This window comes from Streptomyces zhihengii, assembly GCF_016919245.1.
Classification (GTDB): Bacteria; Actinomycetota; Actinomycetes; order Streptomycetales; family Streptomycetaceae; genus Streptomyces; species Streptomyces zhihengii.
The window spans coordinates 51,536-64,770 of the sequence record NZ_JAFEJA010000004.1 but is presented as its reverse complement, the minus strand read 5'-3'; the positions used below and the strand labels follow the sequence as shown (position 1 = coordinate 64,770).

Genomic DNA, 13,235 nt, shown 5'->3' with positions numbered 1-13,235 from the left:
TTGCGATGCCGTACCCGTGCGCGGATGCCCGTGAGGTCTTCGAGGGCTATGCCGCGTCCGGTGCGCTTGGCCTCGGTCACGATCGTCTTGGAGATGCAGTGGTTGATGTCCCGCGTGCGGCGGGATTCCTTGCGGGAACGCTTCTTGAGCAGGCGCTTGGCAGACTTGGTCCCTTTGGCCTGCAGCTTCCTGCGCAGGTCGAGCTGCCGCTTGCGGTACCGGTTCAGTTTCCGGCCGGCGGCGAGATAGCCGGTGGACGTGGTGGCGATGTTCTCGATGCCGAGGTCGACGCCGATGAACCCGTCGGGCTCGTACTGTGCGGCCTCGGGCACGTCCAGGGTGACGACCAGGAACCAGACGCCTTCACGCCGCAGCAGGTCAGCCTCACCGCGCTTGCCCGCGAGGTTCTTGAGAGCTTCGGCAGAGCAGGCGAAGGGAATGTTCTTGATCCGGCCGGACACGGTCCACAGGGACACGGTCTGTGCGTCCAGGTCGAAGGACATGTTCCGCTGATCGTACGGCTGGGCCGCCTCCGGGCGGAAGGTGATCGGCTTGGACTCGACTGTGACCCGGCGCTTGGAGCCCGGCTTTCCGTAATTCCCGGCCCTGAGGTTGGCCCTCAACGTGGCGTAGCCGTCCGCAACCTTCTTGATCAGGTGCTGCGCGGCCTGCGAGCCGATACCGGCCTCACGGACGTCCGCGTACGCGATCTTCCGCAGATCGTAGTTACGAAATACGCGCCGCTCGAACGCGAGGGCGGAGACGCGGTTGGCGTGCTCGTTAACCGTGTGCAGGGTCGACTCAAGCACGGCGGCCACCTCGGGCGACGGCGTGAGCTTGACCTGCGTCACGATCTTCACACCCACAATCGTAGCGTTGACCCATGTCACCACGATGGGAAACAAACCCCAGCATGCGCAGGGGTCGTACGGTCGCCCACACCCTGCATACGCACCCGGTCTTCACGCCCAAGTACCGGCGTCACATCTTCACCGACGAGATGCTGACGCGCTGCGAGGACATCATGCGGAAGGTCTGCGAGGACTTCGAGACCGAGCTGGTCGAGTTCAACGGCGAGCGCGACCACGTGCACCCACTTGTCCACTACCCGCCGAAGGCCTCGGTATCGAAGCTCGTCGGCAGCCTCAATTCTCTCCTCATCCACCATCCGATATGTCGCTCCCCGCCCCGTCATGGGCGCACGCCATCGCCTGCGAGACGATCATGGGAGTGGCACGGGCCCCCAGGCTCCTCAGAGTCCTGTTGCCGGTCACTATGCTCCCGCCATGACCGCGCAGTCGCCCCCACCACTGACCCCGGAAGCCGCCAGGAACCTTCAGCGCATGCTCCAAGCCGAGATCGGGCCGGGCCTCAGCGACCAGGAATTCCACGCGGTCGAGGCACGGTACGGCTTCACCTTCTCGGCGGACCACAGGGCCTTCCTCACCGCCGGACTCCCACTCGGGTCACGAAGCTGGCCGGACTGGCGCAACGGCGACCCCGAGGATCTGGCCGAGTGGCTCTCCCGACCGGTCGAGGGTGTGCTCTTCGACGTCGAGCACAACGGCTTCTGGCATCCCGCCTGGAACCCGAGGCCTTCAGGGACATCCGAGGCGGTGCACGTCGCACGGTCCGAGCTGGCGACCGTACCGCAACTGGTCCCCATCTACAGCCACCGCTACCTGCCCGGCACAGCAGGCCAATCGGGGCACCCGGTGATGTCCGTCCACCAGACCGACATCATCTTCTACGGCAACGACCTCTCCGACTACATACATTACGAGTTCACCGGCCGGGCGAGCAGCCTCCCGGCCCACGCGACGGTCGGTTTCTGGTCCTACTTCGTCAACGGCGGCCCCGGCATCGACGTTAATGCGCCCACACCGCACACCCCTTACGCCCTCAACGCGCAGGAGGCGATCGAGTACCTGCGGATGCTGGCCCTTGAGCGCACCATCGGCCGACGCCACCACCCGCATCAACTGATCGAAGCAGGGCTTACCGCCTTGGTCCTCGGTGTCGAAACGGACTCACTTCCGCTGCTCGCCGGCCTGTCACGCACAGAGCACGAGAGCGCCGATGCGCTCTTCGCCCAGGTACTGGCCGAACTTGCTCTGCCCGAGGCGCTTCCCAACGATGACACCGCTGTCCCCTGGGAGGCGGCACGCTGGGAGCTCGTGCGGTGGTGGCTCCGGCTGATCGTGAACGGGAGCATGGCCCCCGGAGCCGGCGGTGACGTGATCACCTACGAGGGCTGGAGCGTATTGGCCCGGCCCCAGGCTCTTCGACCTCTTGTCGACAAGGTCGATGCGTACAACGAATGCGGCACGGCCGAGCGGAAAAAACAGGAGCAAGAGATCGTCACGGAGGCCGAACGTCTGCTCGCCGGTACCTGGCCACCCCAGAACTGATCTCCTGTTCCGCCAGCGGGTAGCACCAGGCCGGCGCTGATCGCGCCGTCCCCGTCGACGCCGGGTGTGTGCCACCCGATGCCACCCGGAGGGACTGCCGCCTGCTCCACCGTTGCCGGTTCCCCCGCTGCCGCAGGACGCTCCACACGTCTGGCAGCCACGAACCGGTGCTGTTCTCGACGAGGAACGGGTTGGCGCCCGCATCGCGGGTCTGCCCAGGGTTATCGCGAGCAGACGTGCCGCACCGACGGCCTGGGCGGGCTACGGTCCGGCTGAGGGCGTCGCCGCAGCCGCGCACACCGCCAGCGCGCTGCGCACGGCGTCCGCGGTCCCGGCCGGCAGCCGGTCCGCCACCCGCAGGAGGTCGCGGAACGGCTCGGCCACGGACGCGATCGCGACGTCCCGCTCCGTGGGGCCGAGCCGCGCGATCGCCTTGTCGAGCTCGGTGAGCCCCTCGTCCCCGCGCCCGGTGAGCAGCAGTGTGTCGGCGAGGTCGAACAGGGCCCACGGGTCCCGCCCCTCGGAATCGTGCACGGCGAACAGGGCGAGATGGTGCAGCTGGCGAAGGCGCTCGACGACGGGCGTGAGGTCTTCGTGGCGCACGGCGGACAGCAGGAGTTGCACCCGGGCGGTGTTCATCAACGGGTAGGTGCTGTTCCCGCTGAGCCTGCTCGCTTTGCGGTAGCAGACCAACGCCTTCTCGAGCGCCGTCTCGTCGAAAACGTCCGACGTGCGGGCCCGCCTGCGGTGGAGGCCTCCCAGGTTGGCCCAGGTCTCCGGGTCGTCGCCATCGAGGGCGAGAGCGCGGTCGAAGGCCTGCGTCGCGGCCTCGTACCGGGGGCCGTCGTCACCGGGGGCTCCGCCCTTGCTCAGCGTGAGGCCGATCTCGCGCCAGGCGGGTGCGAAGTCCTCCTTGAGGGTCACGGCCGTCCGCAGCCGATCCTCGGCCTCGTCGTACCAGCCGTCGGTGCGCAGCGCGACGCCGAGCTCGAAGTAGCCACGCCAACTCGCGGGATTGCGTGCGACGGCCAGCCGGAGGAGTTCGATCCGCCGTGCCTTCGACGAGCTCCGCAGGGCCGCCTCGACGAGATCCTCGGCCTGCGCCTCGCGCAGCCCTCGGATCTCGTGACGCAGCCCTTCGAGTTCGGCCCGCTCGACGACGACGAGATCGGCACCGTCGCGGACCGGGCTGTCCACGCGCCTCGGGTCGCGAAGACCGCTCGCGGCCGCATCCGCGATCCGGCGGATGGCGTCGGCGAGTTGGTCGGGCATGGGCCCGTACGGGATCACCCGGCTGGACGAGGCGTTGAAGCGCACGTCGCCGACGTCCTGGCTGATCGGCACGGTGACGCCGTCGCGCAGTGCCCAGCGGACCCCCAGCTCGAGGTAGACGTTGGCATTGCCACCGGTCAGATCGGCGATGTACACGTCGGCGTCCAAGGCCTCGGCGAACATGGAACGATGGACCGCCCCCGTGGCCGTCTTCTCCTTCTCCACGACGAGCGTCGCCGGCCGGCCCAGGATCTCGCCGATGCGTGTGGCGACGGGCTCGAGGAGGCGCCGTCGGATCTCCGGAATGCTCGACCAGCCGGCGGTGTCGCCCATGGTGGAGCCCGGCATCGCTACGAACACCCGCACTTCGTCGTGCCGCAGCGCGACGGGATGATCCGTGCCGCTCACGGGCACGGCGGGCCGGGGCGTCTTCTCCGCGGAGGCGTCGTCCGCCGGTGGCGAGGTGTCCGCCGTACCGTCTTCGGCCGCAGGCTCCGCAAGGGCGCCCGCCGGCCCGGTCGGGGCAGCAGGAGGCAGCGACAGGCGGTGCGTGGCCTGCAGCAACTGCAGTTCGCGCCAGCGGACCCGCCAGGCGTCCAGCCGGGGGTCCCGCCGCTGCGGCGGGCGTCCCCCGCTCCCGTGAGTGATCAAGGTGTGCACCAAGGCCATGAGGAAGTCGATACGAGGCAGCCTCTTGCCGTTGAGCACCTCGCTCACCGCAGAGGGGGAGAGGGGGCGGTTCGCAGGCGCCTCGCGTTCTATCGTGCGCAGGGACGGATTGCCGTTCTCGATGCGCAGGATGGCCAGATCACGGGCCAGCGCGGCCAGCCCACCGGCGAGTTCGTCGTCCCCCGTCGTCACCCTCCCAGGCTACGGGCCGCAGGCCGAATGGCGCCGAACTTGTCCGAACTCCACCGCAGGGCTCCGTACATCCGGTGATCTGCGGGTTCGTTCGCGCCGAACACACCCTGAGGGGGCCGGCGACTGCAATGAGAGCATGACGAAGTTCCAGAGCGACAAGAAGACCCCCGCAAGCAGCCTTCTCGAACTGATCGCCCTGCTGTGCCTGATCGGCCTCGCTGCGTTCGTGTACGCCGCCACCGGCCCGGAGGCGTTCGCCGCCGTTACGGGTGTCGGTGTGGGGCTGTTCACGACGTGGCGGGGGCGCTCGGGCCTGCCGGGCGCCCGCTGACCGCCCGGCTCCACCACCTCCTCGACGACCCGGTCCAAGCGCCCCAGCCCCTCCTCCTTGGGCCGCTTGCCGTCGCTGAGCCGGCCGGCCTGACCGGGGCGGGCCCCTGACCGGCCATCGTGGAAGACACGGCAGACCGGCGGCAGGTACCGCGACCACTTGGAATCCGTACTCACGCGGGACACCAGCGTCGCTGCTCAGGCTGCTCTGGCTGTACTTCAGTAAGGCAGGAACTTCGAGGGGTTCGTGAGCCGGACCGCCTCCGCACGCCAGCTCTGGGACATCTGGTCCCACGCCCCACCGGGTCATGCCCGACAGCGGTGGCACAGACCGGCCGCTCCCGCCCGGGAAGTGCGGGGGAGCGGGTCGCGCGAAGCGCCCAAGCCTGCCGCGGCACACCTTATTTGACCGATCGTTCTCGATTCGCCTATGGTCTTCCGCGTGGCCAGGACCAAGGAATTCGATCCGGACGCCGTGCTGCAGTCGGCCCTTGAGCTGTTCTGGCGGCGCGGCTACGAAGCGACGTCGATGACGGATCTGGTCGCGCACCTCGGCATCGGTCGCGCCAGCATCTACGCGACCTTCGGCAACAAGCATCAGCTGTATCTGAAAGCCATGGACCGGTACACCGGGACGCGTGACCCGGTTCTCCTGGCCGAGTTGTCCCAGCCGGGTCCCGCACTGCCTGCGGTACGGGCGGTCGTGCGCCGCTTCGCCGCGGAGGCCGTCTCGCCCGAAGGTCGGCTGAGCGGCTGTTTCGTCACCAACACCGCGGCAGAACTGGCGCCGCACGACCCCGCGGCTGCCCGCCGGGTCGAGAGCAGCTGGGAGCACATCGAGACCCTGCTGCACTCCGCGCTCGTGCGGGCTCAGGCCCAGGGCGAGTTGGCCGAAGGCCGTGACCCGCGCGCGCTGGCCCGCATGCTGCTCGTGCTCCTGCAGGGGGTGCGGATCGTCGGCAAGGCGTCCGACGATCCCGCCCGGGTGCGGGACGCGGCGGAGCAGGCCCTGGCCCTGCTGGACTGACAGGCGTTCCCCGCGTGCGCCGGGCTGTTCTCCGCATGCCCGAATAATGAACCGATCGGTCCAATACTGGGGGAGGTGCGGCCGTCAGGATCGCCGCCCGGAGGCCACGCTGCAGACGTGGTCAACACCGCGATGGAATGCGGCCCGAGCCTCCGGCTCGCGATCCCGCTCACACTCGGCTGCGACGCCTCCTCCCTGGCCGCAACAGGAACCGCTCTCGACGCCGTCGCCCTTCCGAACCACCGCACCAGGTCATCCATCACTCAAGGGAGCACACCGCAATGAACCGCTTCACCGGGAAGACCGTCCTCGTCACCGGCGCAGGCTCCGGCCTCGGCCGCGCCATCGCACTCGCCTTCGCCACCGAGGGCGCATCCGTCGTCGCCGCGGGACGCACCGCGCCATCCCTGAACGAGACGGTCGGTCTCATCGAGGCCGCCGGCGGCACGGCCACCGCCGTCACCGCCGATGTCACCGAATCCGGCCAGCTCCAGAACCTCGTACGCCAGAGCGTCACCCGCTTCGGTGGACTGGACATCGCAGTCAACAACGCCGGAATACTCCGCGGCACCGTACCCGTCGGCGACCTGAGCGAGGACGACTGGGACGCGGTGCTGCGCACGAACGTCACCGGCGTCTGGTTGGCCATGAAGCACGAGATCGCGCACATGAAGGCAAACGGTGGCGGCTCCATCGTCAACATCTCCTCCAACCTGGGCGCCCACCTCCGCATCCCGAACCTCGCCGCGTACATCACCTCGAAGGCAGCGGTCTCCGCGCTGACCCGCGCTGCCGCGCTCGACCACATCCACCAGGGCATCCGCATCAACGCCGTCAGCCCCGGCGCCTCCGCCGCTCCCATGTCGCTGCTGCCCGGCGAGACCGAGGCCGACCGTGCCGAGCGAGTGAAGACCCAGAACCCGCTCGGCCGGGTCGCGGAAGCCAGCGAAGTGGCGGCCGCGGTGCTCTATCTCGCCTCCCCTGCGGCCGGCGCTGTGGTCGGAGCCGACCTGGTCATCGACAGCGGATCCTCGGCCTGACGGCTCGTACGCTTCGGCGTCGCCCTCGCCGGCAGGAACCTCCGCCCACAGCGGACTGGAACGCGACGCGGGCCGCATCTACTGACCGGCAAGCCCCACTGCGGTACCGCTGGTGCCAACAACAGCATCGGCTTCGAGGAGTGCATCCCCGCGTCCGCACGACATCGAACTGCCCCAGCGATGTGCGCGGGGGAGCGGGACTCCGCCCGCGTAAAGACCCGCGTTAGAGAGGGGGAAGTACCTGAAAGCATCGACAACTCCATCACTTCGAAGAGTTACCGGGCAGGGTCGGCCCAATCCGCCAGGCATGACGGACGGGCCTCGTCTGAGGGACTGCCCGGGAGCGCGTCGGAGAGGAGACGAGGGCATCGGATCGGTGACCCGTTGCGCTGTGGCGGTCCGCAGGCCACCACGTCTCAACAGTCCTGCGATTGCTACGATCCGCGATCATCCGACGCATGCGAGGGCTGGGGAGGCCGTGGTGCGCGTCGACGTCCGCGGGCCGGTGGGCCAGCGGGGTACCAGGGGAGGGACATTCTTACGTGAAGCATGCGCGCATGACTCGTCAGCGGATGACCGCGGCGGTCGCGATCGGGGTCGCCGTCTGCGCGGCGACCTCCGCGATGCCGGCGGCGGCGTTGCCGTTCACCGAGGCTACGGCTTCCGACGCAGCCGCTCAGGATGCGGACACCACAACCGCGGCGCGGCTGCAGATCGAGGCGGGCTCGGAAATCATCGGTTCCGGCGCCACGGGGTTCCTCGCCTCGGACACGGACGGGGACGTGCGCTGGACCCGCTACGCCGACGGCTCCAGCACAGTCCTCGCGACCGAGCGCGGGCAGCCGAAGACGACTGAGCGGTACGGCGCCCTGTCCGACACGGTGTTCACGCCCGCGTTCAACCAGGGAGACGGCCCCGGCTATGTCACGGCCACCGCGTACGACATGGCCGCAGGCACGGCGTCGGCGATCGACCTGCGCACCCTGAGCCGCACCCACGGCTACATCGGCGCCGTGGGGGACACGATCATCGCGTCCGCCACCACCGCCACCGGTGCACAGACCGCCCACCTGGTGCGCCACGACGGAACCTCGCTCACCGACCGGCCTGTGGCCGGGCTGCCCGGCGGCGCACTGGACATCCAGGTCAAGGGAGCGGACGCGGGCGCGGTGCTGCTGAGCTATCGCACCGGCGAGCTCGAGGAGACGCGCTGGCACCTGGCGCTCGTCGACCTCGCGTCGGCCACCGTCACGCGGACCTTCGACGCCGGCCCGCACGCCCCGAGCCCGGACGCGGCGCTGTCCGGCACCCACGTGGCGTGGTTCGAGGCAACACAACCCTTCGGCTCCACGATGGTCCTCAACGTCGCCGAGCGGGGCAGCAGCACCCCGCCTCGCCGGGAGACGATCACGGGCCTGTGGCAGCCTGTGCTGAACCTGACCGGTAACTGGCTCACCTATGCGAGCGCCAGCGAGCTGCACTACGGCGACCCGCAGGAACGCCTGGCGCTCACGGCCGTGCCGGTGGGCGGCGGTGTGCCGCGCAAGCTGCTGGAACAGGTGTCCACGATCGTGCCCTCCCCGGACGGCAGCCTGCTGGCCATGGGCGGCACGCTGGCCGGCGGTCAGGGCCTGTACCGCATCGCGCCGGGCACGGACGCCGCCCCGGCCGTGACCCAGGTCGCGAGCACCGGGGTGCCGACCGCGGTCACCGTCCTCGGCCACACCGTCCCCTCGACGATCGACCTCGACGAGAACCGCGGCGCAGTGCCCCTGTCCTGGCGCCTGTCCCGGCTCAACGTCACCTTCACGGCCACGATCCGCCACACCCGCACCGGACTCGCGGACGTCGGCCACTTCTCTCCCGGCAACGGCCAAAACCCCCACCCCGAGCGCATCGACTACACCTGGGACGGAACGCTCAGCGACAACGGCAAAGCTGTCAACGCCCCCAACGGCGCCTACACCTGGACCGTGGAGGCCAAGCCCACCAACGGGATCGGCCCCACCGCGACCGTCACCGGCACCTTCACCGTCCACCGAAAGCCGGCACCCCACGACTTCACCGACAACGGCTCCCCGGACGTGCTCGCCCGCGACAAGGCCGGACGGCTGTGGCTCGAGGACACCGCCTCCAGCCCCGACCACCTGCGGCGCCTCAACGCCACCCGCACCCGCCTCGTCGGCGGCGGCTGGCAGATCTACAACAGCATCGAGGCCACCGGCAATATCGCCGGCGGTGCGGCAGGCGACCTGGTGGCCCGCGACACGGCCGGTGTGCTGTGGCTGTACCAGGGCCGAGGCGACGGCACGTTCACCACTCGCGTGAAGATCGGCGGCGGCTGGCAGGGCTACCGCCACATCGCCGCAGGCAGCGACCTCACCGGCGACGGCCGCCCCGACCTCGTGGCCACCGACACCGCCGGAGCCCTGTGGCTCCACCGGGCAACCGGCAACACCGCCGCGCCCTTCGCCGACCGCAAGAAGATCGGCCTCAGCGGCTGGCAGACCTTCAACAGCATCCAGGCGACGGGCAATATCGCCGGCGGTGCGGCAGGCGACCTGGTGGCCCGCGACACGGCCGGTGTGCTGTGGCTGTACCAGGGCCGAGGCGACGGCACGTTCACCACTCGCGTGAAGATCGGCGCCGGCTGGCAGGGCTACACCCACCTGACCGGCATCGGCGACGGCAACCGCGACGGCCGCCCCGACCTCTTCGCCACCTCGACAGACGGAACCGCCTACTACTACCAGGGCACCGGCAGCGCGGCCGCCCCGTTCCGCAAGCGCGAAAGCAGCTCCGTCTTCTTCGGCAGCACCGGCTCCTACAACCACATCGCCTGACCGCTCGGCGGGCGCTGCGTGCCTGGCTCGTCATCATCGCGCGAGCCAGGCACGAACCGACGGCTGCCCGGGAGATGACCGGTGAGCGTCCTCATCGTGCTTGCCCACCGCGATGGATGCACAGGCGCGGTCCTCGACGCACTCGCCTCCCGCATTTCTCCTCTCGGGTCTCAGCACAGGACGCAGACCCGTTTCTCGTAGTCCGCCACATCACCTGGGCGTGGTGCGCTGCGGAGGCGGAGCCGGCCGGCATGCCAGGCAGGCGCTACCGGCGCAACCACTTCCACCACAGCGTTTGCCCGCCATCTCTCCTCGAGCCCCATCACGGAATGAGTGCAAGCCTGTTGAGGTTGGCCGTACCGTTCCTCTACGGGCGCGGACAACCCTCCGGAACAGACAGCTGCACGAGCGGATCGGCTTGTCACCGCGCTCTCATGGTGGTGGGCCTCTGCGCCTCTGCTCCTGTGCACACCGGCGATCGTGCATGCGATGGGCCTGCCGGAGCTACGACAAGGGGCTGGTTGGGCATGCGGTCTGCTGGCCCTGCTCACCGCCGTCCTCGCGCCGGCAGTGGGACTGCTGGTGACCCGCCGCGCGGACCGGCGAGCGACGCGCGGACGATTCCGGATCATGCCCGCGGTGTCCAGTGTGCCTGTTGTTTTCGTCGTGGTCTTCGGCCTGCTGGTCCCCGCGTGAGCGGCGCGGGCCATCTGCGCCCTGTCTCGTTGCTGCGGGCCGCTCCACTGCGAAGGCATCGGTCTGCGAGGGTATCGGGGGGACCATCCTGATAGAGGTCCTCACAAAGGCTGGAGCAAGGCAGCCCTGAGCACCGCGACCGCAGGCGAGTCCCTGCCGTCGTGGAAGCTGGTCCACGCCTGGGTCGAGGCATGCGGACAGGCACCCAACATGCGTGTCTGGCATGCCCGTTATCTCAAGGCGCAGGCGGAGTACGAGGTGGCGCGTCGGGCGGTGCGGCAGCAGCAGGCGCCTGCCCGGGCGCTGGCGGGCCGTGGCGCTGTGCCGCCGGTCGCTTCGGCACCGGTCGATGACGCCGGGCGGCTGGAAAGCGGCCAGGAGTCGGCACAGGTCGTCATGCGGCCCGCCACCACGGCGCTGGAGCGCGATGCGTGGCGTTCCCTGGCTCCCGACACCCGTGCCTGGTCGGTCTCCGCCCACCCGTCGCCGCTGCTGCTGCGCTATACGACGGTGCACGAGGACATCGTCGATCCCGATGTCAGCGAGGGCGACCTGTCCGGCAACTACGGCGAGATCGCGGAGGTGTTCGACCTGGCCGACTGCCGGTGCCTGCTCATCCTCGGCGCGCCCGGCAGCGGGAAGACACAGCTCGCCCGCCACCTGGGCACGAAGCTGCTGCAGTCACGGCGCAGCGGTGGGGCCACACCCGTCCTGGTGTCCTTGGGCGGGTGGCGGGCAAGCGACGGGCTCGAAGCGCTCCGCGCCCGCGGCGATGCCCTCGAGCACCTTTACGGCGATGCCCCGCTCGAAGAGATCATTGAGGACGATCAGTCCTTCGAGGAGGTTCCGGCCGAGGCGGTCGACTTCCTGGACGCAGAGCATGTCGCCGTCGCGGATGTACTCGAGGGCGTCCATGAGGGCGGGCCGCTCTTCGGCCTGGAGCTTGCCGCTGACCTTCTCCTCGAAGACCTTGATGCAGATGGGGTCGAGGGCGTCGTGCTGCCGTTCGGTGTTCTGCTTGTCGGTGGATACGCGGACGAGCCCAACTAGGGCCATTCAGTTCCTCCTTCGCTCATCAAACGTCCGATTGATGAACGGCCCCAGCGGCGCCGCTACCGCTGATTGAGGTGTGCGGTGGCCTCACGGGCGAAGTCCCATATCTGGCGTCTCAGGACACCGTGCCGGAGCGGGACTCGCCCCACACTGGGGCCTGCCGTGATTGCGTGATCGTCACCCTCTGGTGTCTCGACGAGCTCGATCGCCTCTTCGAAGTCGAGGGCGGCTTCGGAAAGCTGGCGTGCTGCTTTGGCAACCGACTCGGGGCCTTCGAGCTCTACGTGTCGGGCGGCGGCAATCACCTCGTCGGCCGGCTGGACTGCGCGGACGCGTTCACGGTCGGCGGCAATGCGAGCCAGCGGGTACGTGGTCGGCTGGCCAATGATCTCCTCGTTGGCGTTTTCTGCCAGTCGTCGGGCTGATTCGAGTACCTCGCCTCCGGCATCCGCGAGGGCGTGTGCTGCCGTCAGGAGCCCTACGTAGGCCTCTCTCTGTGCGGTCCGACGTGCGACGTCCAAGGGCCCGAGGTAGGCGTGCCTTGCAGCGCTTTCAGCTCGCTTGCCGGTGATGTGAGCGGCAACGACCGCGCCGGCGCCACCTACCGCGGCACCCAGGAGTGCTGCACCGCCACCGACGATTGCTACGAGGACTTCCGTATCCATGGGGCGATCTTGCCTTCCGCCCGGTTCCTCTGAGGCTCATTCGTCGGAGCTGACGCACCCGTCTCTGGCTGGCGCTATGGTCCTGGCGCATGAGCATCCCTTGGACAGATGTGGCAACCCTGGTTACCGCCGTCGCCAGCGCGGCAGCTGCTGCTGGCAGTTGGAAGGCGGCACATCGCTCCGCGAGTACAGCTGATCGTGTCGCTCGCATTGAGCGGGAGCGCTGGCATGCCGAGCTCACCCCTCAGGTCGAGCTCGACTTTGTCGAGACAGGCTTCGGCCAGGCGATTGTCACGGTGCACCTTGCGGGCCCTGACGCGCTGGGCCACCTCGACGAGGTCGTTATATCCGTGGGCAACGACGACATGGAGCACCAGCTGCTCCACGAGGGCAACGGCGTGACGCAGGCGGATGTCGACGCTCACGTCTGGGGGCCGTTCCGGTTCTCGCCGGGCGCTAACAGGACGGACGATCACGGCCGGGGTCCGGAGCCGTTTGAGCTCCGGGTGGGTACGGGGCGCCCTCTGGCAATGCAGCGCACGCGGCCGGGTCAATGGATGGAGGGCAAGACGCAGGCCATGTGGCAGGGCGAGTACGCGGGCCAGCCCATCAGGCTCGTGCTCACCTGCCGCCGTGGTGAGGAGACATGGGTCCTTGCGCGCAGGCTGGAGAACCCGGCGTTTGTACAGCCGGAGTGACCGCCGGCCGTTAGCCTCCGGGCATGGATCCTCGCGCCCCATTCCATCCTGGTGACGGTCGGCTGCGCTATGCCGGCCCTGCGGTCGTCGTACTTCCTGACGGCCGCGAGGCGGCAGTCACTGCCTCCCTCGTGCTGCGCTACGACCCAAGTCGTAGCGACAACCGGGAGTCCGACCGCGACAGCACGTGGGCTGGCAGTGTCACGCTCGTTGACGCGGTGAGTGGAGTTGACCTCTTCGACGCAGACCCCGGGGTTCTTCGCCTGCCCGACGGTCGTGAGAGCGAGTTCATGGCGACGAGCGGCCACATTGAAGTCGGTGTTGTAGGGCTTGGCCCGG

At 69.1% G+C, this 13,235-nt stretch carries 9 protein-coding genes and 3 pseudogenes; 8 read left to right on the top strand and 4 right to left on the bottom strand.

Annotated elements, in window-relative coordinates; translation table 11 throughout:
* Nucleotides 1-860, bottom strand: an 860-nt coding sequence (locus tag JE024_RS40725) for a transposase (RefSeq protein ID WP_205379019.1), incomplete at its 3' end; no start/stop codon positions are given.
* A gap of 23 nt (nucleotides 861-883) precedes the next feature.
* Here JE024_RS40725 and tnpA point away from each other — a divergent pair.
* Both tnpA and JE024_RS42530 read left to right on the top strand, forming a co-directional pair.
* Nucleotides 884-1,156, top strand: a pseudogene (gene tnpA, locus JE024_RS40720) (IS200/IS605 family transposase); the annotation flags it as partial.
* 130 nt (nucleotides 1,157-1,286) lie between these two features.
* A pseudogene (locus tag JE024_RS42530) lies at nucleotides 1,287-1,850 on the top strand (SMI1/KNR4 family protein); the annotation flags it as partial.
* An 822-nt stretch (nucleotides 1,851-2,672) separates the two neighbouring features.
* On the opposite strand, the gene JE024_RS40710 reads toward JE024_RS42530, so the two are convergent.
* Nucleotides 2,673-4,544: a tetratricopeptide repeat-containing protein gene (locus JE024_RS40710; RefSeq protein ID WP_205379018.1), complete on the bottom strand. Its 1,872-nt coding sequence runs from the start codon at nucleotides 4,542-4,544 to the stop codon at nucleotides 2,673-2,675.
* Between the two features lie 136 nt (nucleotides 4,545-4,680).
* Between JE024_RS40710 and JE024_RS40705 the strand changes: the two genes are divergently transcribed.
* From JE024_RS40705 to JE024_RS40685, 5 genes are all read left to right on the top strand, one after another.
* Nucleotides 4,681-4,875: a hypothetical protein gene (locus JE024_RS40705; RefSeq protein ID WP_205379017.1), complete on the top strand. Its 195-nt coding sequence runs from the start codon at nucleotides 4,681-4,683 to the stop codon at nucleotides 4,873-4,875.
* A 441-nt stretch (nucleotides 4,876-5,316) separates the two neighbouring features.
* Nucleotides 5,317-5,901 (top strand): TetR/AcrR family transcriptional regulator, encoded by a 585-nt coding sequence (locus tag JE024_RS40700; protein ID WP_205379016.1) that lies wholly within the window; start codon nucleotides 5,317-5,319, stop codon nucleotides 5,899-5,901.
* Nucleotides 5,902-6,182: 281 nt separating this feature from the next.
* Nucleotides 6,183-6,941, top strand: coding sequence for an SDR family NAD(P)-dependent oxidoreductase (locus JE024_RS40695; RefSeq protein ID WP_205379015.1), 759 nt, complete (start codon nucleotides 6,183-6,185; stop codon nucleotides 6,939-6,941).
* Nucleotides 6,942-7,498: 557 nt separating this feature from the next.
* Nucleotides 7,499-9,784 (top strand): FG-GAP-like repeat-containing protein, encoded by a 2,286-nt coding sequence (locus JE024_RS40690; RefSeq protein ID WP_205379014.1) that lies wholly within the window; start codon nucleotides 7,499-7,501, stop codon nucleotides 9,782-9,784.
* A gap of 489 nt (nucleotides 9,785-10,273) precedes the next feature.
* Nucleotides 10,274-10,480: a hypothetical protein gene (locus JE024_RS40685; RefSeq protein ID WP_244883809.1), complete on the top strand. Its 207-nt coding sequence runs from the start codon at nucleotides 10,274-10,276 to the stop codon at nucleotides 10,478-10,480.
* 762 nt (nucleotides 10,481-11,242) lie between these two features.
* Here JE024_RS40685 and JE024_RS40680 read toward each other — a convergent pair.
* Nucleotides 11,243-11,536 (bottom strand): annotated as a pseudogene (locus JE024_RS40680) (recombinase family protein); the annotation flags it as partial.
* Nucleotides 11,537-11,592: 56 nt separating this feature from the next.
* The gene (locus JE024_RS40675) at nucleotides 11,593-12,198 is read right to left on the bottom strand and encodes a hypothetical protein (protein WP_205379012.1); all 606 of its coding nucleotides are present in this window, start codon (nucleotides 12,196-12,198) and stop codon (nucleotides 11,593-11,595) included.
* Between the two features lie 89 nt (nucleotides 12,199-12,287).
* Here JE024_RS40675 and JE024_RS40670 point away from each other — a divergent pair, with 89 nt between their 5' ends.
* Nucleotides 12,288-12,896 (top strand): hypothetical protein, encoded by a 609-nt coding sequence (locus JE024_RS40670; protein ID WP_205379011.1) that lies wholly within the window; start codon nucleotides 12,288-12,290, stop codon nucleotides 12,894-12,896.
* Nucleotides 12,897-13,235: the final 339 nt, after the last annotated feature.

Coding starts and splice junctions, on each gene's coding strand:
- JE024_RS40705 (WP_205379017.1), top strand. CDS start 4,681: ATGACGAAGTTCCAGAGCGACAAGAAGACCCCCGCAAGCAGCCTTCTC.
- JE024_RS40695 (WP_205379015.1), top strand. CDS start 6,183: ATGAACCGCTTCACCGGGAAGACCGTCCTCGTCACCGGCGCAGGCTCC.
- JE024_RS40690 (WP_205379014.1), top strand. CDS start 7,499: ATGACTCGTCAGCGGATGACCGCGGCGGTCGCGATCGGGGTCGCCGTC.
- JE024_RS40685 (WP_244883809.1), top strand. CDS start 10,274: ATGGGCCTGCCGGAGCTACGACAAGGGGCTGGTTGGGCATGCGGTCTG.
- JE024_RS40675 (WP_205379012.1), bottom strand. CDS start 12,198: ATGGATACGGAAGTCCTCGTAGCAATCGTCGGTGGCGGTGCAGCACTC.
- JE024_RS40670 (WP_205379011.1), top strand. CDS start 12,288: ATGAGCATCCCTTGGACAGATGTGGCAACCCTGGTTACCGCCGTCGCC.